This window comes from Betaproteobacteria bacterium (assembly GCA_016720065.1).
Taxonomy (GTDB): Bacteria; Pseudomonadota; Gammaproteobacteria; order Burkholderiales; family Rhodocyclaceae; genus SSSZ01.
The window spans coordinates 2,035,665-2,060,014 of record JADJXY010000002.1 but is presented as its reverse complement, the minus strand read 5'-3'; the positions used below and the strand labels follow the sequence as shown (position 1 = coordinate 2,060,014).

27 protein-coding genes are annotated in these 24,350 nt (G+C 67.7%); 19 read left to right on the top strand and 8 right to left on the bottom strand.

What is annotated here, in order from left to right; translation table 11 throughout:
• Nucleotides 1-1,430 precede the first annotated feature (1,430 nt).
• Entirely contained in the window at nucleotides 1,431-2,153 is a 723-nt protein-coding gene (locus IPM73_12870) for a zf-TFIIB domain-containing protein (GenBank protein ID MBK8918903.1), read from the bottom strand.
• Nucleotides 2,150-3,157, bottom strand: a complete 1,008-nt coding sequence (gene gcvA, locus IPM73_12865; GenBank protein ID MBK8918902.1) for a transcriptional regulator GcvA — start codon at nucleotides 3,155-3,157, stop codon at nucleotides 2,150-2,152. Before gcvA ends, IPM73_12870 begins: the two co-directional genes overlap by 4 nt.
• 159 nt (nucleotides 3,158-3,316) lie before the next feature.
• Here gcvA and IPM73_12860 point away from each other — a divergent pair, with 159 nt between their 5' ends.
• The 6 genes from IPM73_12860 to IPM73_12835 all read left to right on the top strand — a co-directional run bounded on the left by IPM73_12860 (nucleotide 3,317) and on the right by IPM73_12835 (nucleotide 7,960).
• On the top strand, nucleotides 3,317-3,550 hold the full coding sequence (locus IPM73_12860; GenBank protein ID MBK8918901.1) for a hypothetical protein: 234 nt from the start codon (nucleotides 3,317-3,319) through the stop codon (nucleotides 3,548-3,550).
• Nucleotides 3,551-3,826: 276 nt separating this feature from the next.
• Complete coding sequence (locus IPM73_12855; protein MBK8918900.1) at nucleotides 3,827-5,527, top strand: DUF1538 family protein; 1,701 nt, start codon at nucleotides 3,827-3,829, stop codon at nucleotides 5,525-5,527.
• Entirely contained in the window at nucleotides 5,524-5,901 is a 378-nt protein-coding gene (locus tag IPM73_12850) for a P-II family nitrogen regulator (protein ID MBK8918899.1), read from the top strand. Before IPM73_12855 ends, IPM73_12850 begins: the two co-directional genes overlap by 4 nt.
• Nucleotides 5,898-6,248 carry a hypothetical protein gene (locus IPM73_12845; protein MBK8918898.1) on the top strand — a complete coding sequence of 117 codons (351 nt, stop codon included), beginning with the start codon at nucleotides 5,898-5,900 and terminating at the stop codon, nucleotides 6,246-6,248. The genes IPM73_12850 and IPM73_12845 overlap by 4 nt, the downstream gene beginning before the upstream one ends.
• A gap of 182 nt (nucleotides 6,249-6,430) precedes the next feature.
• On the top strand, nucleotides 6,431-6,904 hold the full coding sequence (locus tag IPM73_12840; GenBank protein ID MBK8918897.1) for a DUF3124 domain-containing protein: 474 nt from the start codon (nucleotides 6,431-6,433) through the stop codon (nucleotides 6,902-6,904).
• A gap of 60 nt (nucleotides 6,905-6,964) precedes the next feature.
• Nucleotides 6,965-7,960, top strand: coding sequence for an NAD-binding protein (locus IPM73_12835; GenBank protein MBK8918896.1), 996 nt, complete (start codon nucleotides 6,965-6,967; stop codon nucleotides 7,958-7,960).
• A gap of 24 nt (nucleotides 7,961-7,984) precedes the next feature.
• Here the strand turns inward: IPM73_12835 and IPM73_12830 are convergent, their stop codons facing one another.
• On the bottom strand, nucleotides 7,985-8,224 hold the full coding sequence (locus tag IPM73_12830) for a toxin-antitoxin system HicB family antitoxin (GenBank protein MBK8918895.1): 240 nt from the start codon (nucleotides 8,222-8,224) through the stop codon (nucleotides 7,985-7,987).
• A complete protein-coding gene (locus IPM73_12825) occupies nucleotides 8,221-8,643 on the bottom strand; it encodes a putative toxin-antitoxin system toxin component, PIN family (protein MBK8918894.1) in 423 nt (140 codons plus the stop codon). Before IPM73_12825 ends, IPM73_12830 begins: the two co-directional genes overlap by 4 nt.
• Before the next feature lie 227 nt (nucleotides 8,644-8,870).
• Between IPM73_12825 and IPM73_12820 the strand changes: the two genes are divergently transcribed.
• Genes IPM73_12820 through IPM73_12795 form a run of 6 tightly spaced genes read left to right on the top strand, consistent with a single transcriptional unit; the run spans nucleotide 8,871 to nucleotide 15,038 of the window.
• On the top strand, nucleotides 8,871-10,115 hold the full coding sequence (locus tag IPM73_12820) for a citrate transporter (GenBank protein ID MBK8918893.1): 1,245 nt from the start codon (nucleotides 8,871-8,873) through the stop codon (nucleotides 10,113-10,115).
• A gap of 2 nt (nucleotides 10,116-10,117) precedes the next feature.
• Nucleotides 10,118-11,503, top strand: a complete 1,386-nt coding sequence (locus tag IPM73_12815; GenBank protein ID MBK8918892.1) for a cation:proton antiporter — start codon at nucleotides 10,118-10,120, stop codon at nucleotides 11,501-11,503.
• On the top strand, nucleotides 11,500-12,771 hold the full coding sequence (locus IPM73_12810) for an MFS transporter (protein ID MBK8918891.1): 1,272 nt from the start codon (nucleotides 11,500-11,502) through the stop codon (nucleotides 12,769-12,771). Before IPM73_12815 ends, IPM73_12810 begins: the two co-directional genes overlap by 4 nt.
• Before the next feature lie 25 nt (nucleotides 12,772-12,796).
• Nucleotides 12,797-13,675, top strand: a complete 879-nt coding sequence (locus tag IPM73_12805; GenBank protein ID MBK8918890.1) for an NAD-binding protein — start codon at nucleotides 12,797-12,799, stop codon at nucleotides 13,673-13,675.
• Nucleotides 13,672-14,541 carry an NAD(P)-dependent oxidoreductase gene (locus IPM73_12800; GenBank protein MBK8918889.1) on the top strand — a complete coding sequence of 290 codons (870 nt, stop codon included), beginning with the start codon at nucleotides 13,672-13,674 and terminating at the stop codon, nucleotides 14,539-14,541. Before IPM73_12805 ends, IPM73_12800 begins: the two co-directional genes overlap by 4 nt.
• Nucleotides 14,538-15,038, top strand: a complete 501-nt coding sequence (locus IPM73_12795; protein ID MBK8918888.1) for an LEA type 2 family protein — start codon at nucleotides 14,538-14,540, stop codon at nucleotides 15,036-15,038. Before IPM73_12800 ends, IPM73_12795 begins: the two co-directional genes overlap by 4 nt.
• Before the next feature lie 65 nt (nucleotides 15,039-15,103).
• On the opposite strand, the gene IPM73_12790 is transcribed toward IPM73_12795, so the two are convergent.
• From IPM73_12790 to mtnA, 3 genes are read right to left on the bottom strand one after another with little or no spacing between them, the layout of a single operon-like run.
• Complete coding sequence (locus IPM73_12790; GenBank protein MBK8918887.1) at nucleotides 15,104-16,339, bottom strand: ATP-binding protein; 1,236 nt, start codon at nucleotides 16,337-16,339, stop codon at nucleotides 15,104-15,106.
• 48 nt (nucleotides 16,340-16,387) lie between these two features.
• On the bottom strand, nucleotides 16,388-17,020 hold the full coding sequence (locus tag IPM73_12785) for a class II aldolase/adducin family protein (protein MBK8918886.1): 633 nt from the start codon (nucleotides 17,018-17,020) through the stop codon (nucleotides 16,388-16,390).
• On the bottom strand, nucleotides 17,017-18,102 hold the full coding sequence (gene mtnA, locus IPM73_12780) for an S-methyl-5-thioribose-1-phosphate isomerase (GenBank protein ID MBK8918885.1): 1,086 nt from the start codon (nucleotides 18,100-18,102) through the stop codon (nucleotides 17,017-17,019). The genes IPM73_12785 and mtnA overlap by 4 nt, the downstream gene beginning before the upstream one ends.
• A gap of 224 nt (nucleotides 18,103-18,326) precedes the next feature.
• Here mtnA and IPM73_12775 point away from each other — a divergent pair, with 224 nt between their 5' ends.
• The 5 genes from IPM73_12775 (at nucleotide 18,327) to IPM73_12755 (ending at nucleotide 22,023) form a co-directional block, all read left to right on the top strand.
• Nucleotides 18,327-19,145, top strand: coding sequence for a mechanosensitive ion channel family protein (locus tag IPM73_12775; GenBank protein MBK8918884.1), 819 nt, complete (start codon nucleotides 18,327-18,329; stop codon nucleotides 19,143-19,145).
• Nucleotides 19,146-19,205: 60 nt separating this feature from the next.
• Nucleotides 19,206-20,360, top strand: a complete 1,155-nt coding sequence (locus IPM73_12770) for an aminotransferase class I/II-fold pyridoxal phosphate-dependent enzyme (protein MBK8918883.1) — start codon at nucleotides 19,206-19,208, stop codon at nucleotides 20,358-20,360.
• A 516-nt stretch (nucleotides 20,361-20,876) separates the two neighbouring features.
• Nucleotides 20,877-21,257 (top strand): DUF4279 domain-containing protein, encoded by a 381-nt coding sequence (locus IPM73_12765; protein ID MBK8918882.1) that lies wholly within the window; start codon nucleotides 20,877-20,879, stop codon nucleotides 21,255-21,257.
• 129 nt (nucleotides 21,258-21,386) lie between these two features.
• Nucleotides 21,387-21,713 carry a type II toxin-antitoxin system RelE/ParE family toxin gene (locus IPM73_12760; GenBank protein ID MBK8918881.1) on the top strand — a complete coding sequence of 109 codons (327 nt, stop codon included), beginning with the start codon at nucleotides 21,387-21,389 and terminating at the stop codon, nucleotides 21,711-21,713.
• Nucleotides 21,706-22,023, top strand: coding sequence for a helix-turn-helix transcriptional regulator (locus tag IPM73_12755; protein MBK8918880.1), 318 nt, complete (start codon nucleotides 21,706-21,708; stop codon nucleotides 22,021-22,023). The genes IPM73_12760 and IPM73_12755 overlap by 8 nt, the downstream gene beginning before the upstream one ends.
• A gap of 112 nt (nucleotides 22,024-22,135) precedes the next feature.
• On the opposite strand, the gene IPM73_12750 is transcribed toward IPM73_12755, so the two are convergent.
• Entirely contained in the window at nucleotides 22,136-22,909 is a 774-nt protein-coding gene (locus tag IPM73_12750; GenBank protein ID MBK8918879.1) for a DUF1223 domain-containing protein, read from the bottom strand.
• A 151-nt stretch (nucleotides 22,910-23,060) separates the two neighbouring features.
• On the opposite strand from IPM73_12750, the gene IPM73_12745 reads away from it, so the two are divergent.
• Nucleotides 23,061-23,678 carry a hypothetical protein gene (locus tag IPM73_12745; GenBank protein ID MBK8918878.1) on the top strand — a complete coding sequence of 206 codons (618 nt, stop codon included), beginning with the start codon at nucleotides 23,061-23,063 and terminating at the stop codon, nucleotides 23,676-23,678.
• A gap of 160 nt (nucleotides 23,679-23,838) precedes the next feature.
• Nucleotides 23,839-24,270 carry a large conductance mechanosensitive channel protein MscL gene (gene mscL, locus IPM73_12740; GenBank protein MBK8918877.1) on the top strand — a complete coding sequence of 144 codons (432 nt, stop codon included), beginning with the start codon at nucleotides 23,839-23,841 and terminating at the stop codon, nucleotides 24,268-24,270.
• The last annotated feature ends 80 nt before the right edge of the window (nucleotides 24,271-24,350 follow it).

The window sequence follows — 24,350 nt, the reverse complement described above, 5'->3', positions numbered from 1 at the left end:
TGGTCAGGCCGGGGAGGCACCGAATGGCCGTGCTTCTCCGGAAGCATTTGGGATTGCTGAACCCTGGGGTTCCGCCCTGAGGGCGTGTGACTTTCTCTTGTCTCGCCAAGAGAAAGTCACCAAAGAGAAGGCGACCCCAGGGTCGACGCCGGGCGTTGCCCGGTCCCTTGCGCTACTCGGGCATCCGGGCGGGTCGCTAAACTCGCCCCCTGCGGGGGCTCAGACAACGCGACCCGAAGGCCCCCGGAAGCCCTGCGTTGCTCAGCGTCTTCCATGGGGGGAGAGGCGTCCGGACTTTGGGCCGTGGTCGGCTGCTTTGGCTGATCCCGTGCGGACGATGGGCTTGAAGGGGTACGGCCTTTCAGCCCGGCCGCTTCTGGGCCCCTTGAGAGGAGCCGAGCAACGCAGGGGGCTTGGGGGAAGTCGGCTCGCGTTGTCTGAGCCCCCATCGGGGGCGAGTTTAGCGAGCCGCCCAAGCCCCCGAGTAGCGCAGGGGACCCCGCAACGCGGGGCTCCGACCCAGGGGTGGCTTTTTCTTTGGCTACTTTCTTTTTGCCACCAAAAAGAAAGTACGCCCGCGCATCAGGCGCGGAAACCATGGGTTCAGAAAAGCGGTCAGGCCGGGGAGGCACCGAATGGCCTTGCTTCTCCGGAAGCATTTGGGATTGCTGAACCTCAGAGTTCCGCCTTGAGGGCGTGTGACTTTCTCTTGCTTCGCCAAGAGAAAGTCACCAAAGAGAAGGCGACCCCAGGGTCGACGCCGGGCGTTGCCCGGTCCCTTGCGCTACTCGGGCATCCGGGCGGGTCGCTAAACTCGCCCCCTGCGGGGGCTCATACAACGCGACCCGAAGGCCCCCGGAAGCCCTGCGTTGCTCAGCGTCTTCCATGGGGGGAAGGGCGTCCGGACTTTGGGCCGTGGTCGGCTGCTTTGGCTGATCCCGTGCGGACGATGGGCTTGAAGGGGTACGGCCTTTCAGCCCGGCCGCTTCTGGGCCCCTTGAGAGGAGCCGAGCAACGCAGGGGGCTTGGGGGAAGTCGGCTCGCGTTGTCTGAGCCCCCATCGGGGGCGAGTTTAGCGAGCCGCCCAAGCCCCCGAGTAGCGCAGGGGACCCCGCAACGCGGGGCTCCGACCCAGGGGTGGCTTTTTCTTTGGCTACTTTCTTTTTGCCACCAAAAAGAAAGTACGCCCGCGCCTCCAGCGCGGAAACCATGGGTTCAGAAAAGTGGCCAGACCGAGCAGTTGTGATGGACCCCATGGGTTCAGAAAAGTGGCCAGACCGAGCAGTTGCGATGGACCCCATGGGTTCAGAAAAGTGGCCAGACCGAGCAGTTGCGATGGACCCCATGGGTTCAGAAAGCGGCCCGACCGGGAAGGCCGGGATTCAGAGTAGCCCTGAGAGACCAAGCCCCGCGACCCGCCCCGCTTCCTCCTACTTGCGGAGCAGACTCCAGACCAGTTCCGCTCCGGACATGAGGAGGTCGGCGACGTCCAGATCGAGGGGCGTCTCGCTGCGCTTTTCCCGCTGGCGCCGCGAGCGCTCTTTTTCCTGCGCCAGCAGGGCGTCGGCCATGCGCTCCACGTCCGGGGGCGCGCTGCGCCGGACCTCGGCATTCTGGTAGCGGGCCAGGGCGTCCTCCACCGCCTGGGGGTCGAGGATGGCGATGGGGGCGCGGCAGTGGCCGCAGGCCGCGTCGAGGCGAATGTCCACCGGTGCGCCGCAGCCCGTGCAGCGCACCGTGCCGATGCGGGCGGCGAGTTCCTTGACCTCGACGGGATTCAACTGGCGCACGAAGCCCTTCTCGGTCATGAATTGGGCGAAGGTGACGAAGCGGCCGTGCTTTTGCAGGCAGCGGTGGTAATTGAAGCGCCCCCCGCGGCGGGCGACGTCGAGGCCCTGCAGGAGGCGGTCGCGGCAACGCGGGCAGGTCAGGGGATCGGCCAGGGGCTGACAGGGGGCGTCCCGCTGCTCGTGAATGAGCCTGAAAAGGTCGATGACGCCGCCGGGAGCGATTTGCACGCTCTCCATCTCGTCGAACCAGATGCCCTGGCAGGGGAAGCAGAAGTCGAGTTCCACCTCGCCATGGTTGTGGCGGGGAAAGCGCCTGGCCAGCATGGGCTGGCGGCACGAGGGGCAGCGAGCTGCTTCGCTCATGGCGTCGCCGCCGAGGGTTTGCGGCCGCCCCGGGCGGCACGGTTCCAGCCCGCAGCACGCTCCCGGGCGGCTTCCCGCACCAGCCAGGCCTTGAGGGCCTGCACCGTGGGCCGCTCCGTGGTGGCCGCCGGGGTGGCGACGTAATAGGCGTAGCGGGACGGGATGGAGAGGTCGAAGGGGATCACCAGGCGACCCCCGGCCACGTCGGCGCTCACCATGGGGCGGGCGGCCAGAGCCACGCCGTGGCCGGCCACGGCGGAAGCCAGGGCCAGGGCGCCATCCTCGAAATGGACGCCGCGCACCTGCAACTCCAGACCGCCCACCTCGGCGAGTTCGAGCCATTGAGCCCAACCGGGGCGTTCCTCCAGTTCGGGTACCGTCGAATCGTGGATCAGGACGTGCCAGGCCAGGTCCGCCGGCTCCCGCAGAGGGCGCTCGCCCTCCAGCAGGGCAGGGCTGCAGACGGGGACGTAGGCCGGCGTGAAGAGCAGGTCGGTCGTCTGGCCCGTGTAGCGGCCCCGGCCGAAGCGGATGGTCAGGTCGTAGGGGGCCTCGCTGGCGGCCGGGCGCAGATCGCCGGGGGCATCGCGGTCGCGGCTGTCGATGGTGGCGGTATTGCTCGACAGGCGCAGATCGATATCCGGGTGGGCGCGATTGAAGCCCGCCAGGCGCGGCACCAGCCAGCGGGCGGCGAAGGACGGAGGGGCGCAGACGGTGACCACACCGCCGCTCTCGGTGCGCCGGCCGGCCTCCACGGCGGCGGCGAGGCTGGCGAAGCCCTCTTGAATCTTGGGAAGCATGGCCACCCCTTCGGGGGTCAGTTCCAGGGAGCGGGTGCGGCGGTGAAAGAGGCGCAGGTCGAGAAATTCCTCCAGGAGCTTGATCTGGTGGCTGACCGCCGTGGGGGTCACCGAAAGCTCCGTCGCTGCGTCCTTGAAGCTCAACAGCCGTGCGGCCGCCTCGAAGGCGCGCAGGGCATTGAGGGGGGGCAGGCGGGGCGGCATGGATGAGTTTTTCTCAGGTGTCGGCTTAGAAATGATCGTTTGTTGCGATGCAGCAGAGTCGATATTCTGGCCCCACTGACCGCCGGGAAAGCCCTCCAGCCTCCAGGTCGGTCCAAGGAAAGCAGTTCATCTTCGTTGATACGAAAGGAGTTCGCAATCATGAACAAGTCACTCATCTCCCTCGCAGCCCTTCTCGTTGCCGCCCCCGCCTTTGCCGGCGAGCCCCGCATCCACTCCACCCGCGACAGCGGCAGCTACGAAGCCACCCTGCGCAACGCCGGCGTCCCCCTGGCCGGCGGACTGGCCTGGACTGGTCACGGCGCTTCCCCGGTCCTGCGCAAGGCCTCCGGCCCGGTCCACGCCGCCAGCGTGCGCAACGGCAAGGCGGGCTGACCCCCAGGTTCGCTCCCCGTCGCCCGGCCGGCCGACCCGCCTCCAGCCTCTGCGTTCGCGCAGGCTAGAGGCCCCCGGCAGCCGGCCCGGCGACGGCGGTGCGAGCCCCTACCCCGATGTCTCCTCCCCCCGGCGCCCGCCGGGGTTCACCGGCCGGATCCCATCCCGGCCGGTCTTTTTTTGTGCAGCCACGATAGCAGGAGTGCAGCACACCCTGGCGGAGCACGCAGCGCCGCGGCCTGTGGCAGAATCCGGGCGTTCCGCCCTGCCGCTCCCATGCCCCAGAAAACCCTCCGCTACGGCCAGTTTCTTGGCGCCATCCGTCGCCATCACCGCCAGATCAGCTACAACGACGTCGTTGCCTTCGAGCGCGAGGCGGCGCCGCCCCAGAGCCGCCTGCGCGCCATCGACCTCCACCGCCTGCTGACGCCCTACGTCTCGGTCCGATTCTTCGAGCAGATCCGGGCCGTGGTGCCCCTTGCCCTGCTGCTGGTGGCCTTCCAGGCCCTGGCCTTGCGCTCCTTTCCCGGAGACGCCGAGCTGATCGCCCTGGGGATCGCGGCGGTCATCCTGGGGCTGATGCTCTTCATGGAAGGGGTCAAGCACGGTCTCATGCCCTTTGCCGAAAACATCGGTTACCTGCTGCCCGGGCGGGTGGGGGTGCTGACCATCCTGGCCTTTGGCGGCATCCTCGGGGTCGCCGCCACCTTCGCCGAGCCGGCCATCGGCGCCCTGCAAGCGGCGGGTGAGGGGGTTTCGGCCCAGCGGGCGGCGCTGCTCAAGGCCCTGCTGGGGCCGCGGGTGGATGAACTGGTCCTGGCGGTGGCCGCCGGGGTGGGGGTCGCCGTGGTCGTCGGCCTTTTGCGCTTTCTCTTCGGCTGGCGGCTCAAGGCCCTCATCCTGGCCATCGTCCCGCTCTGCCTCGGGCTCACCGCTTACGCGGCCAGCCAGCCAGGGCTGGACCGGGTGATCGGCCTGGCCTGGGACTGCGGCGGCATCACCACCGGGCCGGTCACCGTGCCCCTGGTGCTGGCGGTGGGCATCGGCGTTTCCGCCTCCGCCGGCCGGGGCGACAACCCCCTGGCCGGCTTCGGCATCGTCACCCTGGCCTCGCTCTTCCCGGTGGCGGCGGTCCTGGCCGTGGCGATCTTCGGAGGCGATCTGCCGCCGCAGGCGCCGGTGGCGGCGGCCGACCTGCCCTGGTACCGGGAAACGCCCCTGGCCGAACTGAGCGGCGCCCTGCGTGCCATCCTGCCCCTGGTCGTGCTGCTGGTGCTGACCCAGCGTTTTGTCCTCAAGCGGCGGCTGGAAAGGGCCGACGTCTTTCTCTACGGCGTGGCGACCGCCCTGCTGGGCATGGCGGCCTTCAACCTGGGGCTCACCGCCGGCCTGGTGGAACTGGGCAACCAGGCCGGGCTCAACGTGCCCTGGGCCTTCTCGCCTCACCGCGAAAGCGGCGCGCCGCCCCTCTATCCCCGTGCCCTGGGTCTCGGGCTGACCCTGATTTTTGCCTTCTGCGTCGGCTACGGCGCCACGGTGGCCGAACCGGCCCTCAACGCCATGGGCATCACGGTGGAAAACATTTCCGATGGCGCCTTCAAGAAGCGCCTGCTCATCCGGGCCGTGGCCCTCGGCGTAGGCCTGGGCGCGGCGGCCGGCGTGGCGCGCATTCTGTTCGACCTGTCCCTGGCCACGCTTCTCGGCGTCGCCTATGGCCTTGCCCTGGTGCTGACCCTCGTCGCCCGGGAAGAGTACGTGAACCTGGCCTGGGACAGCGCCGGGGTGACCACCGGCCCGGTGACGGTGCCGCTGCTGCTCGCCCTCGGGGTCGGCCTCGGGGCGGCGGTGGGTGCGGCGGAGGGCTTTGGCATCCTGGCCCTGTGCTCGGTGGGGCCGATTCTGAGCGTGCTGGCGGTGGGCCTGTGGGCCCAGTACGCGCCGGGCCGCCGCAAGCAGACGACAAGGAGGAAGGCATGAGCGACATCATCGTCCTGGTGGACGTCGTGCTCATCACGGCCGTGGTGCAGCGCGGCGCGGCGGATGCCGTGGTGCAGGCGGCCCAGGAAGCGGGCGCCCAGGGGGCCACCATCTTCCACGCCCACGGCACCGGGGTGCGGCAGAAGCGCCTGGGGCTCCTGGGGCTGACGGTCAATGCGGACAAGGAAGTCATCTACATCGTGGTGCCTGCGGATCAGGCCGACGCGGTGTTCGAACGCATCTTCGTCAGCGCCAAGATGGACACGCCGGGCATGGGCATCCTGTGGATGACGCCCCTGGAGAAGATGGCGACCCACGTCCCGCGGGAAATCGCCGCCCGCTTCGGCCTGCATGTGGAGCCCCGCGAGCGATGAGCGTTCTGGCCCACATCGGCCGCGGCATCGAGAAGAAGCTGATCACCGCCATTCTGCGTTCCGGCGGCGGCAAGCCCCTGGTGGCGGCCCTGGCGGAACTTCCCGGGGTGCTCTCCGTGTCCCACCACCATGCCCGGGGCGTGGGCAGCCGCCGGGTCCGCAGCCACCAGATGCTGTTCGACGAAAAGGACGTGCTCATCGTCCTGGTCGAGGCCGAGCGGGCGGACGACATTTTCCGCCGCATCTACGACGAGGCGGGCATCGGCGAGCCCTCGATCGGGATGATGTTCATGGAGCCCGTCCTGCGCGGGCACCCCATGATGCCCTGCGAAGACGCGGACTGGTAGCGGGAAACGCGCTGGTCGGTAACGCGTCGGCAGGGGACTGGCCGGCCGGCACGCATTCCGCCCGGTGCCGGGGCGCCGCCTCTCCCGCGCGGCTGCGGGTTCCTTGATCCAGGCCAACCCGGGCGGCCTCCAGCCCGTTATCATCTGCTCCCTGCGCCGCAGAGCGCGCGAAGGGAGACACCATGAGATCCATACTGTTCGTCCTGGCCCTGTGGCTGGGCGCGGCGGGCGCCTGGGCCCAGGAGACCCGCCCGGCGTCGCGGGGCCAATCGCTCTATCTGCCCATCTATTCCCACCTGCTCTACGGCAACGTCGGGCGCAGCGGCACCCCGTCGCGCGTCTTGCTTTCCGCCCTGGTCAGCATCCGCAATACCGATCCCCGCCAGCCCATGAAGGTGCTGGCGGCCCGCTATTACGACACCCACGGCCGTTTTCTGCGCGATTACCTCGGCGCTCCCACCGTGGTGCCGCCCTTCGGCACCCTGGAACTCTTTGTCGAACTGCACGATGAATCGGGCGGCTCCGGCGCCAATTTCCTCATCCGCTGGGAATCCGAGGGCGCCATCAACCCGCCCCTGGTGGAGGGACTGCACGCCAATATGGATTCCGGCAAGGCGGTCATCCTCACCACCCGCGCGCTTCCCGTGCAGGAGTAGCCGGTGGCCGGCTTGCAGACCGCTTCGGCCCGTACCCACGCGAGCTACATCGTCCGCCTGATGCATTACGCCCTGGTGGGGCTGGTGGCCGTTCACGTCCTGGGGACGGCGGGCTACCACTGGCTGACCGAGGGACGCTATTCCTGGTTCGACTGCTTCTACATGACCTTCATCACCGTGGCCACCATCGGCTTCGGGGAAATCATCGACATGTCGAACAATCCCACCGCGCGGGGGCTGACCGTGGCCCTGGGCATTCTCGGGGCGGGCAATCTGTCGATGCTGTTTTCCATCGTCACGGTGGCCCTGCTCGAAACCGACCTCAACGGCAATCTGCAAAGGAAACGCATGGAAAAAGTCATCCGCAGCCTCAAGGGCCACTATCTCCTGTGCGGCTTCGGGCGGGTCGGCCGCAACGTGGCGGGGGAACTGGAGGCGACCAACCGCCATTTCGTCGCCATCGACGAGGACATCAACCGCCTGCTGGAATATAAGGAGCGCTTTCCCGGCCTGCTCTACCTGCATGGCGACGCCAGCGACGATGAAATCCTGCTGCGCGCCAACCTGGAACACGCCAAAGGCGTCTTCGCCGTCACCGGTGACGATTCGCGCAACCTGATGATCGTCATCACCGCCAAGCAATTGAAGCCCGAGGTGCGCGTCGTTGCCCGCTGCCAGGAAGTGCGCAATATCGAAAAGATGAGGAAGGCCGGCGCCGACGAAATCGTCTCCCCCAACTTCACCGGCGGCATGCGCATCGCCTCGGCCATGATCCGGCCCCATGTGGTGTCCTTCCTCGACGAGATGCTGAAGTCGGAAAAGAATCTGCGGGTGGAGGAAATCCCCGTGCCCGCCGCGTTCATCCCCAAGCCCCTGGGGGATATCCGCCTGCGCAGCGCCGACTACGTCCTGATCGCCATCCGGGAACGCAACGGCCAATGGCACTTCAATCCGGACAAGGATTACCTGATCAAGCCGGGCTACGTGCTCATCGCCATGGCCAGTCCTGCCGGGCGCATGGAACTGGAGGGCGCATTGGCCGATCGGCTGGTGTGAAGCTCCCGGGCCTATGCCACCGAATCAGTCGCGCTCGTCGCCTGCGGCAGGGGCGATATCGGGAACCTTGTCGAGAACGGCCAGATAATCCTCACGGCGTCCCAGTTCGGCTTCGGCGCGCAGGTAGGCCAGGGTCAGCATGCTGGCCATCTTTTCGGCGGCGGCGCTGGCGATGAACTGGTTGACGGACACGCCGTCCTGGGCGGCGAGTTCCTTGATCTTGCGATGGACGGAATCGGGCAGGCGGATGGTCAGTGCGGTCATCGTGGGTTCTCCAGTTGGTGCAGGAAATCTCCGGGGGTCACCGGGCGGACGCCAAGTTCCAGCGCTCGCTGAAAATCCTTGACGTTGTGGGTGACGATATGGCGACTGCCCGAGGCGACCGCGCATTCGAGGACCATGTCGTCGTTGGGATCGCGCAGAAAGGGGCGCCAGAGGTAGTAAATATCCTGAAGCCGACAGAGCGAAGCCAGGTAGCGCAAAAATGCCAGCATCTGGTTCGCATCCACGCCCGGGGGGCGATTCTCCGGGCGGCTCAGAACGGCCTGCCACTCCATGTACAGCGCGACCGAAAGGGCTGGTGTGTACTGCGGTGAGGGCAGGCTGCGCAGCAGATGATGACTGGCGCCCTGCTGGGAGCGCATGGCCGCTACCAGGACGGAAGTGTCGAGCACGATAATCATGGTTGTACCAATGTAACCATTTCAAGGCCCTGTCGCAAGGTAATCTGCTTCTGCGGCGGTGAGCGCTAAGGGTTTTCCACAGCAGGGCACCCGGGGCGCCGATGCTAGAATCGGCCGGTCTTTTCCCCCGGGATGCACCCATGCCCACCCTTCGTCTTGCTTTCTTCGTCGTTGCCAGCGGCCTTGCCCTGCCGGCTTTCGCGGCGGGCGGACCTGCCGTGGCGGGTATCCCCGTCGAATTCATCCTTTTCGCCCTCACCCTTCTGGGGGTGGCGCTCTTCCACGGCCACACGCTGGCGGTGGCGCTTTCCGGCCTCGCCGCCATTTCCCTCTACAAGATCGCGTTGACCGGCTTCAAGACCGGCGTTGGCATTTCCGGCTGGCTGGCCCATCTGGGGCATGAGTGGGTGATTCTCACCAATCTGTTCTGCCTCCTCATGGGCTTCGCCCTTCTGGCGCGGCACTTCGAAAAGAGCCACATCCCCGTCGTCCTGCCCCGTTTCCTGCCCGATGACTGGAAGGGCGGCTTCCTTCTCCTGGTCATGGTCTGGATCATGTCGGCCTTCCTCGACAACATCGCCGCGGCGCTCATCGGCGGCGCCATGGCGCACCAGTTGTTCCGGGCCAAGGTGCATATCGGCTATCTGGCGGCCATCGTCGCCGCCTCCAACGCCGGCGGCGCCTGGTCGGTGGTGGGGGACACCACGACGACCATGATGTGGATCGCCGGGGTGAGTCCGGTGCAGGTCTTCGAAGCCATCGTCGCGTCGGCCGTGGCGCTGATCATCGTCGGCGTGGTGGGGGCCAAGCAGCAGCATGCCCATTCGCCCATCCTCAAGGGCGGCCACGCCCACACCCGCATTGATTGGCTGCGGGTGGGTATCGTCGGCCTGATCCTGGTCTTCGCCATCGCCACCAATGTGGTGGTCAATCTGCGCTTCAACCATCTGGCCGACCACTTCCCTTTCATCGGCGTCGCCGTCTGGGCGGCCATCCTGCTCACCGTAGCGGTGCGCCGGCCGGACTGGGAAGTGCTGCCGGAAACCGCCCTGGGAACGATTTTCCTTCTCTCCCTGGTGCTGTGCGCCTCGATGATGCCGGTGGAGGAACTGCCTGCCGCCTCCTTGCTCTCCGCCTTCAGCCTGGGCTTCGTCTCCGCCGTGTTCGACAACATTCCCCTCACCGCGCTGGCTTTGAAGCAGGGCGGCTACGACTGGGGCTTCCTTGCCTACGCGGTGGGTTTCGGCGGATCGATGATCTGGTTCGGCTCTTCCGCTGGCGTCGCCCTGTCCAATATGTATCCGGAGGCCAAGTCGGTGGGGCTCTGGCTGCGCCATGGCTGGCATGTGGCCGTGGCCTACTTGGTCGGCTTCGCCGTCATGGCGGCGATCCTGGGCTGGCACCCCGAGCTTCCCCATCGCCAGCCGGGCACCGCCCAGCCCCCGGCGGCGGCCGCTCCCGCGACGCCCTGAGCATGACTCGCCTGGGGTACGCCAGCCCTCGCGCCGCAAGCCTTCGTCGCGCCCTCATCGCCGGGGGCATCCTGGCCGCCGCCGCGCCGGCCTTCGCCGCCGGCTCCGGCGTGGTGGGCGAAAACCTGCTCTGGCTGGCCCTCATCCTCATGGCGGCCCGCCTTTTCGCGCCCCTGGCCCAGCGCCTGGGCTTTCCCGCCGTCCTCGGAGAACTGCTGCTGGGGGTGGTGCTGGGCAACCTTTCACTGATCGGCATCCAGTATTTCGGTGCGCTGGCCAAGGATCCCATCATCGCCTTCATGGCCGAACTGGGGGTCATCGTCCTGCTCCTGCAGATCGGCCTGGAGACCCGCCTGGGCGATCTGGTCAAGGTCGGCGGCCAGGCGGCCCTGGTGGGCAGCGTCGGCATCGCCTTGCCCTTCGTCCTGGGCGCCTGGGGGGTGGGGCCGTTTCTGTTGCCGGGTCTGACGGACAATGCCTATCTCTTCCTCGGTGCCACCCTGGCGGCGACTTCGGTGGGCATTACCGGCCGCGTCTTCCGCGACCTGGGGCGCCTGGGCATGGCCGAGGCGCGCATCGTCCTGGGGGCGGCAGTGATCGACGACGTGCTGGGCCTGGTCATCCTGGCGGTGGTGTCCGGTCTGGTGCAGGCGGGGACGGTGAGTGTCGGCGAGGTGGCCTGGATCATCGCCGAGGCGGTGCTCTTCCTGGGCGGATCCATTGTCGTGGGCCGCGCCATCGCGCCCCATTCGTCCCGCTGGCTGGCCCGGCTGGACAGCGGCCATTCCATGCTCTTCGCCCAGGTTCTGGCCACCGGGCTCTTGCTGGCCTGGCTGGCCCACGCCATCGGCCTTGCCCCCATCATCGGTGCCTTCGCCGCCGGCCTGCTCTTCGAGCCGATCTTCCTCAAGGAATTCGAGACCCCCAAGGTGGTGCAGGAGATCGAACCCCTGCTGCCGCCCGAAATCCGGGACGGCCTGATCGAAAAAATCAGGGCGGTGCTGGGCAAGCACACCCGCCACCAGCACGAGCACATGATCGAACCGATCGGCTATTTCTTCGTGCCGGTTTTCTTCGTCCTCACCGGCATGCAGGTGGATCTGAAAACCATGGCCGACCCGCAACTGGTGCTCGTCGCCCTGGGCGTCACGGTGGCGGCGGTGGTGGGCAAGATCGCCGCCGGCTTCGCGGCCGGGAAGGGGCATAACCCCTGGGTCGTCGGCTGGGGCATGGTGCCCCGGGGCGAGGTGGGCCTCATCTTCGCCATGGTGGGCAAGCAACTCGGGGTGATGAGCGAGGCCATGTTCTCGGTCATCGTCATCATGGTCATCCTCACCACCCTGGTGACGCCGCCGGTGCTGACTGCCCTCTTGCGCGGCAAGCCATGAGCGACCTGCACGCCCGCCGCTGGGCCGTGCTGGCGGTGGTCTGCGCCGCCTACGTGCTGTCCTTCTTCCAGCGCTTCGCCCCGGCCGGCGTGGCGCCCGATCTGGCGTCCGCCTTCCACACCACGGCCGCCTCCCTGGGGGTGCTGGCGGCGACCTATTTCTACGTCTATACGCTGATGCAGATTCCCACCGGCATCCTGGTCGATACCCTGGGGCCGCGCCGCATCCTGCTGCTGGGCGGCATCGTGGGCGGGGTGGGCAGCGGGGTCTTCGCCCTGGCGCCGACGCTGGAAGTGGCCCTGGCGGGACGCACCCTGGTGGGCCTGGGGGTGTCGGTGACCTTCATCGCCCTGCTGAAGATCATCGCCCTGACCTTCGAGGAAAACCGCTTCGCCACCGTGGTGGGGGCGGCGCTCCTGGTAGGCAATCTGGGGTCGGTGCTGGCCGGGGCGCCCCTTTCCGCCCTGGCCCAGGCCACCGGCTGGCGCAGCGTTTTCGTGGGCGTGGGGGGGCTTTCCCTCGTCCTGGGGGCGGCGTGCTGGCTTCTGGTGCGCGACCCTGCCCCCGCGGGCGGGGCGGGGCGGCCCCGCTTCGACCGCACGGCGGTCCTGGCTTCCCTCATGGCGGTGCTGAGGAATCGGGACACCTGGCCGGCGGCCCTCGTGCTGACTGGCGTCTGCGGCAGTTTCTTCACCTTCGGCGGCCTGTGGGCCATGCCCTACCTCACCCAGGTGCACGGCCTCTCCCGGGCCGCGGCCTCGACCCATCTGTCGCTCTATTTCGCCAGCTTCGCCGTGGGGGCCTTTTTCATCGGCAGCCTCTCGGACCGCCTGGGCAAGCGCAAGCCGGTGACCCTGGTCACCACCCATCTGCACGGCCTCACGTGGCTGGTCTGGCTGTCCAACATTCCCCTGCCCCTGTGGGCCAGCTACGGCCTCTTTGTGCTCATGGGGCTGACCACGGCGAGCTTCACCCTGATCTGGGCCTGCGCCAAGGAAGTCAATCCGCCGCTGCTCTCCGGCATGTCCACCGCGGTGGCCAACATGGGCGGCTTTCTCGCCGCCGCCCTCCTGCAACCCGCGGTGGGCGTGGTGATGGACTTGCAATGGCAGGGCAGCCTGGTGGACGGCGTGCGTCACTACAGCCCGGACAACTACCGCTGGGGACTGCTGCTGGTGGCGGCCAGCGCCTGGATGGGCGCCGCTTGCGCCTGGCGCATCCGGGAGACCCATTGTCGCAACATCTGGGCCGGCGACAGGCCGGGTTAAACTGCGCCTTTTCATGGAGCGGCTCATGCGTATCGGATTCATCGGTCTGGGCATCATGGGGCGGCCCATGGCCCTCAATCTTGTCAAGGCCGGCCATGCCGTCACCGTCTGGGCGCGGCGCCCGGAATCGCGCCAGCCCCTGCTGGCCGCGGGTGCCGCCGAAGCCGGCAGTCCGGCGGAGGTCGCTCGAGACAGCGAAGTGCTCATTTCCATGGTGGCCGACGCCCCCGACGTGGCCGAGGTCATGCTGGGCGAAGCCGGCGTCGCCCAAGGCGCTGGCGCCGGGCTGGTGGCCGTCGACATGAGCACCATCGCCCCGGCGGCGGCGCGGGACATCGGCCAGCAGCTGGCGGCGGCGGGGGTCGATTTCCTCGACGCACCGGTATCCGGGGGCGAGGTGGGGGCCATCGCCGGTACGCTGTCCATCATGGTCGGCGGTTCCGCCCAGGGGTTCGCCACCGCCCAGCCGGCCTTCGCCGCCCTGGGCAAGAACATCGTCCATGTGGGCGCCTCTGGCGCCGGACAGGTGGCCAAGGCCGCCAATCAGATCGTTACCGGCATGGGCGTCCTGGCGGTGGCGGAAGCCCTCGCCTTCGCCACCAAGAACGGCGTCGATGGCGCCCGGGTGCGGGAGGCGCTCCTGGGGGGCTTCGCCTATTCGAAGATTCTCGAAAACCACGGCCAGCGCATGCTCGATCGCAATTTCAAACCGGGCTTCAAGAGCTGGATGCACGAGAAGGATCTCAACATCGTCATGCAGACCGCCCACCAACTGGGTCTCTGCCTGCCCGGCGCGGCGGCCACGGCCCAGATGTTCAACGCCATGGTCGGCTCCGGCCTGGGGGAGGAAGACTCCATCGCCGTGCTGAAGCTCCTCGAACGCCTGTCGGGCCAGGAGGCATGAAGGTCGGCTTCATCGGCCTGGGGGTGATGGGCGCCCCCATGGCCGGGCATCTGCTGCGGGCCGGGCACGATCTGGCCCTGTGGGCTCGCCGGCCGGAATCCGCGGCGGACCTGGTGGCGGCGGGTGCCTCCCTCTGCGCCACCCCGGCGGAGCTGGGCCGGCGCAGCGAAGTGGTCTTTACCATGGTCACCGCCGGGCCCGACGTGGAGGGCCTGGTCCTCGGCCCACAGGGGCTGGAGGCCGGGCTGGCGCCGGGAGCGGTGCTGGTGGATTGTTCGACCATCGCCCCCGACACGGCGCGCCGCCTGGCCGAAAGGCTGGCGGGGCGGGGAGTGGCCTTTCTCGACGCGCCGGTGTCCGGCGGTGTGCAGGGGGCCATCGACGCCAGTCTGGCCATCATGGCGGGCGGCGAGGCCGAGGCCCTGGAGCGGGTGCGGCCCCTGCTCGCCTGCCTGGGCCGGCGCATCGTGCACGTGGGTCCCAGCGGCGCCGGCCAGGTGGCCAAGGTGTGCAACCAGATCATCATGGTCGCCGCCATCGAGGCCGCCGCCGAAGCCCTGCATCTCGCCGCGGCGGCGGGGACCGACCCGGCCCGGGTGCGTCAGGCCCTGGCGGGGGGATCGGCGGGCAGCCGAGTGCTCGACGTGATGGGCGAACGCATGGTGCGGCGGGATTTCGCCGCCGGCATCGAAGCCCGCCTGCACCACAAGGATTTTGGCATCGCCCTGGAAGCCGCCCGGCGGGCCGGCGTGCCCATGCCGCTGGCCGCCGCCGTGGGACAGCAGTTGAACGCCCTCATGGCGCAGGGCTGGGGGCGCGACGATACCGCCTCGCTCCTGAGGGTGCTCGAATGCGGCCGGGCGTGAAGGCTCTCGTCCTTGCCGCGGCGCTCCTGCTGGCGGCCTGCGTCTCCCTGCCCAAGGCGCCCGCGGTGGCGTGGGCCGGCATCAGCCTCGACGCCATCGGCCTGCGGGAGCAGCGCTTCACCCTGAAACTCAAGGTGAGCAACCCCAACGACACGGACCTTCCCCTGGAGCGCCTGGAGTTCGACGTGGAGGTCGCCGGCCAGCCCCTGGCCCATGCGGTCAGCGACAAGCCGGTCACCCTGGTGGCCCGGGGCGAGACCACCGTGGAAGTCAAGGCCAGCGGCAACGTGGCCGACTTTCTCCGCCGCCTGGGTTCGCTGCGCGGCGACGCCGGCAGTTTTGACTACCGCATGAAAGGCGACGCCGTGATCACCGGGCACGGCCGCCTTCCCTTCGACCGGAAGGGCAAGGTCTTCCTGCACCAGATGCTGCGCGGAAAATCCGGCGACGGAAAGCCGGAAAGCGGCGAGGGCCGGCCCCTGCCGGGGGCCATATGAGCCCAGGGGGGCACTTCGCGCGGCTTTGCCTTGCGGCGCGGTAACGCGACTCCCTACACCCAGTTCTAAAGGAGGTTCCAAGGCATGGCGAGAACGTCCTCGCTGATGCGGCGCGGGTGCTCGACCGCGCAGACGAGCAGGCCGGGGGCGACGGCCCGGTGCGGATGGGCGGCGCGGAAGGCTTGAATCCCGGAAGCCTGGCGGCGGCCGGGATTGGCCGTGAGCTTGAATTCCACCGGATGGAGCACGCCGTTCCACTCGATGAGCAAATCCACTTCGGCACCTCCGGCAGACCGCCAGTGATGGAGCGCCGGGCTGGGCGTCAGCGCCCCCGACTGCTTGACGATTTCCCCCACCAGGGCGGTTTCGAACAGGGGGCCGAAGGCCGGGTGGGCGCCGAGGGCGCCGGGCGACGCGATTCCTGCGTAGAAGCAGGCCAGGCCTGAATCGGCGATGTGGCCCTTGGAGCGACCTGCAACCCGCTTGACCGGATTGCCTGAAAAGGCCGGCAACTCGCGCCACTGATAGGTCGCTTCGAGGATTTTCAGCCAGCGGCGGGCGGTTTGCGGGGTGAGCCCGATTTCCCGGCCAAGCTGGCTGGCGTTGATCTCCTGGGCGGTGAGCGCGCTCATCAGGCGCACGAAGCGGCCGAAGTCCTGCCAGTCGTCCACGTTGCCGGCGAGGCGGGCGTCCCGCTCGACGTAGGTGCGCTGATAGGAGGACCAGAAATCGGGGACCAGGGCGGCGTCGAGGGCGGCTGCCGCAGGCAGGCTTCCGCGCCACAACCACTCCAGGAGCGGGAGGGCAAGGCGGTCCGCTTCCCGAGCACCGGTGAGGAATCCCGCCGGATCGCCCAGCCAGCGGGCCAGCCAGCCCGGCGTCGCTGTGGCACCACCCAGTTCCTGCAAGGAGAAGCCGTGCAAGTCGAGAAAAACGGCCCTTCCGGCGAGGCTCTCCGAAACCGAACGCAGGACTTGCCACTGTTGGGAACCGGTCAGCAGATATTGTCCGGGGCGGGCGCCGCTGCGATCGATGCGGCGCTTGAGGGCCGAAACGAGTTCCGGCGCGTACTGGATCTCGTCCAGAATCAGCGGCGGCGGGTGGTTGTCGAGGAAGAGATCGGGTTCGCGGCGGGCGTTTTCCAGGTCGATGCTGGGATCGAAGACCACATAGTCGTGGCCCGGAAACAGGTGGCGCAGGAGCGTGGTCTTGCCCACCTGGCGCGCGCCGCCGACCACCACCGCGGGAAAGGCTGCGGCGAGGGCGACGAGACGGTTGGAGAGCAGGCGGGGGCGGTACATGCCTTGCATTTTGTAACCACCATCATCAATTCGCAAGGAATTTGCGGCTCAGCCCTGCTGCCCGTATCCGCTGAATTTCTCCAGCACCGTCGCCATCTCCTGCGCCGAAAGCAGCACCGGTTCGCCCAGCAGGCAGGCGCGCCAGTACTGGCCGCACAGTTCTTCCAGTTCCACCGCCAGGGCGAGGGCGTGGTCCAGGTCCCGGCCGAAGGCGAGCAGCCCGTGGTTGGCGAGCAGGCAGGCGTTGCGCCCTTCCAGCGCGGCGAGGGCGGCGTCCGACAGGGCCTGGGTGCCGAAGGTGGCGTAGGCGGCGCAGCGCACGGTGGCACCGCCGAAGCGGGCGATCATGTAATGGAAGGGCGGAATGTCCCGCCGCAGGCAGGCCAGGCTGGTGGCGTGGGGCGAATGGGCATGGAGCACGGCGCCGGCCTCCGGCCGGGCGGCGTAGAGGTCGCGGTGGAAGCGCCATTCGGAAGAGGGTTGGCGCCGGCCCCGGGCGCCGCCGTCGAGGCCCATGCAGGGGATGTCGTCCGGTTCCAGGCGGTCGTAGGCCATGCCGGTGGGGGTGATGTAGAAGCCCTCCGGGCAACGCAGGCTGAGGTTGCCCGCCGTGCCGCTGTTGAGGCCCGCGGCGGCCATGGCCCGGGCGGCGGCGACGAGGGCGGCGCGGGGGTCGCTCATGCCGGCGTCTCGGAATAAAGGGCGGCAAGGCCTTCCCGGCTGGCGGCGGCGACACCCCGTTCGGTGACGATGGCGGTGATCCGCCGGGCGGGGGTGACGTCGAAGGCGGGGTTGCCCACCGCCGCCCCCTCCGCCAACTGGCGCACGGTCGCGGGGGCGCCCCGCTCGTCGAGGCCCGCCACGCGGCGCAGTTCGTCGCCTTCCCGTTCCTCGATGGGGATGGCGGCGCCGTCCGGGCAGGCGAAATCGAGGGTCGAGCGGGGGGCAGCGACATAGAAGGGGATGCCGTTGTCCGCCGCAGCGAGGGCCTTGAGGTAGGTGCCGACCTTGTTGGCGACGTCGCCGTTGGCGGCGACGCGGTCGGCGCCAACGATGACTGCATCCACCCGTCCCTCCCGCATCAGGAGGCCGGCGGCGTTGTCGGCCACCACGGTGTGGGGCACGCCGTGCTGGGCCAGTTCCCAGGCGGTGAGGAGGCCCTGATTGCGGGGGCGGGTCTCGGAAACCCAGACGTGCAGATCGATCCCGGCGTCGAAAGCGGCATAGACCGGCGCCAGGGCGGTACCCCAATCGACCGTGGCCAGCCAGCCGGCGTTGCAGTGGGTCATGATCTCCAGGCGGCCGTCCCGGCGCGGCGCCAGGCGGCGCAGCAGCCCCAGGCCGTGTTCGCCGATGGCCCGGTTCTGGGCCACGTCTTCCTCTTCGATGGCGGCCGCCTCGGCCCAGGCGGCGGCGGCCCGCTCGCTCGGGGGCAGGGGCCGCAGGCGCTCGGCCATGCGGGCCAGCGCCCAGGCGAGGTTCACCGCCGTGGGCCGCGTCCGGCCCAGAATGGCGAGGGCCTGCTCCAGGGATTCGTTGGAGGCATCGACCCCCAGCGCCACGGCCAGCCCATAGGCGGCAGTGACGCCGATGAGGGGCGCTCCCCGCACCTGCATGTCCTTGATGGCATGGGCGGCCCCCGCCCGGTTGGCCACCCGCACCCAATGCAGCCCATGGGGCAGGCGGGTCTGGTCGATGATGTCAAAAACGCCCAGGGCGGGGTGGGCGCGCAGGCTGCGGGTGGGAACGCCGTCGATCTTCATGGCCGGATTCTGGCATATCCGGGATGAACTTGCCGCGGCGGCGGCAGTCTGTGAAACTGCTGCCATGCCCCCGTCACGGGGGCCGACCAAACCCGCCCAGAAACCACCGCTTGGTTCTCAACCGTTCGGGCTGAGCCTGTCGAAGCCCGCGTTCCCGGAGGGAATGCCCTTCGCTGCGCTGAAGAGGAACGGAATCGATCGGTGCATCCCGCAAGGAGACCTCCATGAATCAAACCGACATTGCCCGCTGGCAGGAAATCGCCCTGCAATACGCCACCGACCTCGGGGTCAAGATCCTCGCTGCCATCGCCTTCTGGGTCATCGGCCGCTGGCTGATCGGCCTGGTGGGCCAGGCGGTGCAATCGACCCTGGAGCGCCAGAAGGTGGACGCCACCGTGATGCGCTACCTGGGCACGGTGATCAACGTCACCCTCAACATCCTCCTGGTGGTGGGTATCCTGGGCTACTTCGGCATCCAGACCACCACCTTCGCGGCCCTCTTCGCCGCCGCCGGCGTGGCCATCGGATTGGCCTGGTCCGGGCTCCTGTCCAACTTCGCCGGCGGTGTCTTTCTCATCATCCTGCGGCCCATCAAGGTGGGGGATTTCGTCACCGTCGGCGGGGTGACGGGGACGGTGAAGGAGGTGGGGCTCTTCGCCTCGGCCATCAACACCCCGGACAATGTGATGACCCTGGTGGGCAACAGCAAGATCTTCGGCGACACCATCCAGAATTACAGCGTCAATCCCCATCGCCGGGTCGATCTCAAGGCCCAGCTGGCCGGCGCCGCCGACTGCGCCCGGGCCGTGGCGGTGCTGAAGGAACGCATCGCCGCCATCCCCAACGTCCTCGCCGCCCCGGCGGTGGATGTGGAAATCCTGGAATTCAACCTCGTCGGCCCGGTCCTCGCCGTGCGGCCCTACTGCCATAACGACCACTACTGGCAGGTCTATTTCGACACCAACAAGGTCATCCGCGAGGCCCTGGGGGGGCCGGAATTCCCTGCCCCCACGCCCTCCCAGGTGGTCTTCGTCAAGCAATAGCGCGCCGCGCCCGGGGCCGGCCGCCTGCCCCGGGCGCCTTCCCCGCTCCCAGCCGTCGCCATGTTCGACGTTCCCTTTGCCGTTCCCTCCCGCTTCCCCGCCCTGGGGACCACCATTTTCACCGTCATGTCCCGCCTGGCGGCGGAATGCGGGGCGGTGAATCTCTCCCAGGGCTTTCCCGACTTCCAGGCCGAGCCGGAATTGTTCGACGCCGTGCATCGCCACATGCGGGCCGGCCGCAACCAGTACGCCCCCATGGCCGGCACGCCGGAACTGCGCGCCGCCATCGCCGCCAAGGTCGCTGCCCTCTACGGCGCCGCCTACGATGCCGAAAGCGAGATCACCGTCACCGCTGGCGCCACCCAGGCCCTGTTCACCGCCATCGCCGCCTGCGTGGGGCCGGGGGACGAAGTCATCGTCTTCGAACCGGTCTACGATTCCTACGGTCCGGCGGTGGAAGCCGTGGGCGGCCGGGTGCGCCACAGCCGTCTTTCCTTCCCCGACTACCGGCCGGACTGGAACCACGTCGCTTCCCTGATCAATTCGCGAACCCGCATGGTCGTGGTGAACAGCCCCCACAACCCCACCGGCCGTCTCCTTTCTGCCGCCGACCTCGATACCCTGGCCACCCTGCTCAGAAACACGGCGATCGTCATCCTCAGCGACGAAGTCTACGAACACATCGCCTTCGACGGTCCCCACACAAGCCTCGCCGCCCACCCGGAGCTCGCCGCCCGCAGCCTCGTCGTCTCGTCCTTCGGCAAGACCTACCACATCACCGGCTGGAAGATCGGCTATGTCGTCGCCCCCGCCGCCCTCAGTGCCGAATTCAGAAAGCTGCACCAGTTCAACGTTTTCACCGTCAACACCCCGGCCCAACTGGGTATCGCCGACTACATGGCCGACCCCGCCCGCCACCAGGGCCTGGCCGCGTTCTACCGGCAGAAGCGCGACCACTTCCGCAGCCTGCTCGCCGCCACCCCCTTCGACCCGCTGCCCTGCGCCGGCACCTATTTCCAGCTTGCCCGCTACGACCGCATCAGCCCGCGGCCCGACCGCGAATTCGCCGTGTGGCTCACCCGCGAGATCGGCGTCGCCACCATTCCCCTCTCCGCCTTCCACCACGACGGCCACGACCAGCGCGTGGTGCGCTTCTGCTTCGCCAAGCGGGAGGAGACCCTGGAGGCGGCGGCGGAAAGGCTGGGGCGGCTGTAGGCGGCCCCCGCCCCAGCAGGGGATGTCCCGCAAAGACTTCCCACGTGTTGTGGAAATAATGACCGAAGGGTAAGCTCGTGGCATTGCAACTATCCACTCAGCCGCCCATGCTCCCGACGTGCCGCGAATGCCTGCTCCACGAAGGCGCCGAAACCCAGGGCGCGTGGGGTGGGGGCGACTGGAGAGGCGTTCCCGGCGCGGCCGGAACTGAGCGGCGTCCGGAGCGCTGCAGGGAATATCGGGCATTCGCCCGCTTCCGGCCCAGTGACGTGCGGCGCCGACCTTCCACAACCCTTGGGCTGCTTGACGACCACCCGGCGATGCGCTCCACCGCCACCGTTCGGAACGTACATGGGGGAGCAAAGCTGTGCCGGAAGGCCGAAGATGCCACACCAATCCCGGCACCGCCCAAAAGTGCCATTGTCAGGTTGGCGAGCACAATCCGGCATGCGCACTGAGACGCCGTACGACGACGAATACCCTACCTGCGCCTATACGCATGTATGGCTTCGCGTCATGAGTGAGGATCTTCGGCCTGAATCCATCACGTCATTGCTCGGCATTCAGCCCACTCACACACAGGTTCGGGGGGAGTTGCCGCGCCCTACCGCGAAACATCCATTCAAGTCTGGTGGGTGGTTCCTTGAATCGGCCGGTCACGTTGAGAGTCGTGACTCGCGTCATCACCTTGACTGGCTACTCGCTCATCTTCAAGGCAAAGCGACAGTGATCGCGAAACTCAAAGAGCAAGGTTACCTTGTTGATCTGTGCATCCGCTGGGACTCTGTCGGCCAGGGCGGCCCAACATTCAATCCCCGACAGATGGCGCAGCTTGGTGAACTCGGTATCGAGTTGTGGCTTGATATCTACTTTGCGGGCAACGACAGTGCTGGCTAACCCTGCGCTTGACCTCGCTCCCTGCGGTCGCTGGACGCTGCGCGAAAAAACCGCGCGGCGTCGGTTCGCTCCATGTTCTGCATCATGAATCCACTGGCGCCAAGTTCTCACCGTTGCTAACATTCGCCCATGGCGTTCTCGATCGAATATTTTCACGAACGGGTCCTCCATGAGGTTGAGTCGTGGCCTGTCGATGTTCTGGCCGACTATGCGCGGCTCGCAGAGTTGCTTGCGGAGCATGGCCCCAGTCTTCGGCTGCCACATTCACGAGCTTTTGGCGACGGCTTGTTCGAGCTGCGGCCGAAGGGGCGCAGCGGTATCGGTCGCGCGTTTTACTGTTGTTTGATCGGCAAGCGCGTCATTGTGCTGCACGCGTTTATCAAGAAAACGCAGCAGACACCGGATCGCGAGCTGAAATTGGCGCGTCAGCGCCTGAAGGAGGTTCGAGATGCCTAAATTGAAATTCAATCCTGTCATTCACGACCACAAAAAATTCCTTGCAAAAGCTCAGGCTCGCGAAGGTTTTGCCGCAGCCTATGACGCTCTTGAGCTGGAGTATCAACTGGCCAGCCAAATGCTGCGGGCGAGAGCACGAGCCGGTCTCACGCAAGACGCTGTTGCCGAGCGCATGGGCACGACAAAAAGCGCAATTTCTCGGCTCGAGTCTGCCGGCAAGCACGCGCCGTCGCTCGCTACGCTAAAGCGCTACGCAGCAGCGGTTGGCTGCGACCTTCAAGTCAAGCTCATTCCCCACAAGGCCGCATGACGCCGAACGCCTGAGTCTTGATCGTGATCGCGAAGCGACGATGGGAAATATGGTGCAAATGCGCGGGTTTGTCCCCGGGTAGCGCTGCGGGTGTTATCGCACTGATGTCGCATCACGGGCAGACGTCCAGCCGCAAGGCCTGGAGCGGCTCCAGGCGCCTCGTCGTCTCGACGACGGCCACCAGCGCTGCGTGGCGCGGATTGACGTCGTTGCGGCGGAATTGATGCTTCACGCTGACGCGAGCCTGGCGGTCCAGGGCCAGGGGCCCGATCCATTCCCGCACCACGGCGTCGTGCTCCAGACGCCGGCCGGCGTTCTCCCCGCGCAGCACATCGGTGGCGAGGCGATTTTCCACCAGGGCCAGGTGCAGGACCGCCTCTTCGGCGGTGCCGGCGCCGTATCCGGGGGCGCTGGCCTCGACCCGGGCTTCGAGCATGCCTCCCGGGCCGCTCGCCGCCTGCAGGGTGATGTCGGCCCGGGCGGCGGCTGGGGTGCCGGTGCCGCGCCGGGGAAGCGCCAGACTGCGCCAGTGGCGGAAGTCGCTGCCGTCCAGGGTGACTTGCGGCGTGTAGAGGAAGGCCGAACGGCCCGCCTTCTGCCGCGCTTCCTGGCGCGCGGTGAAATCGGCGGAGGAATAGGGGTCGCGCCAGCCCAGCCGGTTCCAGTAGTCGACGTGGAAGGCCAGGGCGACGACTCCGGTGGCGCCGGGGCCGCGCAGCAGCCCGCTGAGCCAGCGGTCGGCGGGCGGGCAACTGTCGCAGCCTTCCGAGGTGAACAGTTCGATCAGGGTGGCGCGCTCGGGCCCGCTGCGGGCCTGGCATTCGGCTCCCCAGGCCGATCCGGAGAGGGCGAGGAGGGTGGCGATGAGGAGGGGGGCTGTGGGCATGGCGAGCCTCGGCGGCAGGGGAGGGTGAAGAAGAGTCGCCGCCGCCGCGGCTTCCTTACAGGCCATCCTGCAGGCATACTCCATGGGCACGCCCCCTGGGGGCGCTTTTTGCGAGTGGGGCAAGCACGATGAACTTCGAGGGAGACGAACAATGAGTGGAGCAGCCAAGAAAATCCTGATCGCAGTGGCCTTTGTCGTCGGCTTCGTTGCCGTGCGCCACTTCATGCAGCGCCAGGACGAGCGGACGGCCGCCGGGGCGGCCCAGCGCACGGTCGAGGAGTTGCAGCAGAAGGGGGCGGAAAAACATCCCGGGCAGCCGCTCTCCGCGGCGATGCAGCAGGAAGCGGTCGCCATGGCCGAAAGCAAGCTGAGTGAGGAAAGCGATCAGGGCAAGCGGCTGATGTCGGCGGCCAGCATGTTTTATGGCTTCTATCTGGTCAATACGCGGGAGCGCGTGCAGTTCTGCCAGGAGCAGGGGGTCGATATCGCTGCCTTCGTGGAGCCCTTTGCCGCGGCCCATGCAGCGGAATTGCAGAAGGCCCGGGCCGCCCTGGCTGGCCAGGTTACCGAAGAGAAGCTCTACGGCATGGTCCAGTCCCAACTGCGTACGGTTGTCGTGCAGGACATGAAGGACATCGCCGCCCAATCCCAGACCGACGCCAAGGGGGCCTGCGAAATCATTGCGGCCAATGGGCCGGCGGTGGCCGCCGAGATGCACATCGCCAAGACCCAGCCGGCGGTGCACCGCGCCTTGCTCGGCACCGATTAGGGCGAGGGCCGGGGCTGATCGCTGGGCCTCGGGGCTGGGGGCGGTTGCGGCCCAAGCGGCTCCAGGGGTGTCTCGCCGCCCCGGGCTCCAGCCTTGACGCCCGCAAGACTCCCCCCAATAATGCGGCGTCATCACATTTATCAAAGAAAGGGAGGCTTTCATGGGCATGTTGGACGAATTCAAGGAATTTGCCGTCAAGGGCAACGCGGTCGACCTGGCGGTTGGCGTCATCATTGGCGGGGCCTTCGGGAAGATCGTCGATTCCATCGTCGGCGATCTCATCATGCCGCTGGTGGGGGCGATGATCGGGAGCCTGGATTTTTCCAATCTCTTCTTCGTGCTGGGCAAGAACCCCCAGAACCTCACCGCCCTGGCGGACATCAAGAAGGCGGGGATTCCGGTCTTTGCCTACGGCAGCTTCCTGACCATCCTGGTGAATTTCATCCTGCTCGCCTTCATCATTTTCATGATGGTCAAGCAGATCAACCGCCTGCGGCCCAAGGTCGAGGAGGCGCCTGCCTCGACGGAGCCGCCCCCGACGCCGGAGGATGTCGTGCTGCTGCGGGAAATCCGGGATTCCCTGCGCAAGTGAGGCTGTGCGCCGGCGGTCCGGGAGACGGATTGCCGTGGCGCAGAGAACCAGCGGGGCACCGACCCAAGAAAAAAGCCGCT

What these genes read in the sequence shown, in the direction of transcription:
- IPM73_12870 (MBK8918903.1), bottom strand. Translation starts at nt 2,153, where the DNA reads ATGAGCGAAGCAGCTCGCTGCCCCTCGTGCCGCCAGCCCATGCTGGCC.
- gcvA (MBK8918902.1), bottom strand. Translation starts at nt 3,157, where the DNA reads ATGCCGCCCCGCCTGCCCCCCCTCAATGCCCTGCGCGCCTTCGAGGCG.
- IPM73_12860 (MBK8918901.1), top strand. Translation starts at nt 3,317, where the DNA reads ATGAACAAGTCACTCATCTCCCTCGCAGCCCTTCTCGTTGCCGCCCCC.
- IPM73_12855 (MBK8918900.1), top strand. Translation starts at nt 3,827, where the DNA reads ATGCCCCAGAAAACCCTCCGCTACGGCCAGTTTCTTGGCGCCATCCGT.
- IPM73_12850 (MBK8918899.1), top strand. Translation starts at nt 5,524, where the DNA reads ATGAGCGACATCATCGTCCTGGTGGACGTCGTGCTCATCACGGCCGTG.
- IPM73_12845 (MBK8918898.1), top strand. Translation starts at nt 5,898, where the DNA reads ATGAGCGTTCTGGCCCACATCGGCCGCGGCATCGAGAAGAAGCTGATC.
- IPM73_12840 (MBK8918897.1), top strand. Translation starts at nt 6,431, where the DNA reads ATGAGATCCATACTGTTCGTCCTGGCCCTGTGGCTGGGCGCGGCGGGC.
- IPM73_12835 (MBK8918896.1), top strand. Translation starts at nt 6,965, where the DNA reads ATGCATTACGCCCTGGTGGGGCTGGTGGCCGTTCACGTCCTGGGGACG.
- IPM73_12830 (MBK8918895.1), bottom strand. Translation starts at nt 8,224, where the DNA reads ATGACCGCACTGACCATCCGCCTGCCCGATTCCGTCCATCGCAAGATC.
- IPM73_12825 (MBK8918894.1), bottom strand. Translation starts at nt 8,643, where the DNA reads ATGATTATCGTGCTCGACACTTCCGTCCTGGTAGCGGCCATGCGCTCC.
- IPM73_12815 (MBK8918892.1), top strand. Translation starts at nt 10,118, where the DNA reads ATGACTCGCCTGGGGTACGCCAGCCCTCGCGCCGCAAGCCTTCGTCGC.
- IPM73_12810 (MBK8918891.1), top strand. Translation starts at nt 11,500, where the DNA reads ATGAGCGACCTGCACGCCCGCCGCTGGGCCGTGCTGGCGGTGGTCTGC.
- IPM73_12805 (MBK8918890.1), top strand. Translation starts at nt 12,797, where the DNA reads ATGCGTATCGGATTCATCGGTCTGGGCATCATGGGGCGGCCCATGGCC.
- IPM73_12800 (MBK8918889.1), top strand. Translation starts at nt 13,672, where the DNA reads ATGAAGGTCGGCTTCATCGGCCTGGGGGTGATGGGCGCCCCCATGGCC.
- IPM73_12790 (MBK8918887.1), bottom strand. Translation starts at nt 16,339, where the DNA reads ATGTACCGCCCCCGCCTGCTCTCCAACCGTCTCGTCGCCCTCGCCGCA.
- IPM73_12785 (MBK8918886.1), bottom strand. Translation starts at nt 17,020, where the DNA reads ATGAGCGACCCCCGCGCCGCCCTCGTCGCCGCCGCCCGGGCCATGGCC.
- mtnA (MBK8918885.1), bottom strand. Translation starts at nt 18,102, where the DNA reads ATGAAGATCGACGGCGTTCCCACCCGCAGCCTGCGCGCCCACCCCGCC.
- IPM73_12775 (MBK8918884.1), top strand. Translation starts at nt 18,327, where the DNA reads ATGAATCAAACCGACATTGCCCGCTGGCAGGAAATCGCCCTGCAATAC.
- IPM73_12770 (MBK8918883.1), top strand. Translation starts at nt 19,206, where the DNA reads ATGTTCGACGTTCCCTTTGCCGTTCCCTCCCGCTTCCCCGCCCTGGGG.
- IPM73_12765 (MBK8918882.1), top strand. Translation starts at nt 20,877, where the DNA reads ATGAGTGAGGATCTTCGGCCTGAATCCATCACGTCATTGCTCGGCATT.
- IPM73_12760 (MBK8918881.1), top strand. Translation starts at nt 21,387, where the DNA reads ATGGCGTTCTCGATCGAATATTTTCACGAACGGGTCCTCCATGAGGTT.
- IPM73_12755 (MBK8918880.1), top strand. Translation starts at nt 21,706, where the DNA reads ATGCCTAAATTGAAATTCAATCCTGTCATTCACGACCACAAAAAATTC.
- IPM73_12750 (MBK8918879.1), bottom strand. Translation starts at nt 22,909, where the DNA reads ATGCCCACAGCCCCCCTCCTCATCGCCACCCTCCTCGCCCTCTCCGGA.
- IPM73_12745 (MBK8918878.1), top strand. Translation starts at nt 23,061, where the DNA reads ATGAGTGGAGCAGCCAAGAAAATCCTGATCGCAGTGGCCTTTGTCGTC.
- mscL (MBK8918877.1), top strand. Translation starts at nt 23,839, where the DNA reads ATGGGCATGTTGGACGAATTCAAGGAATTTGCCGTCAAGGGCAACGCG.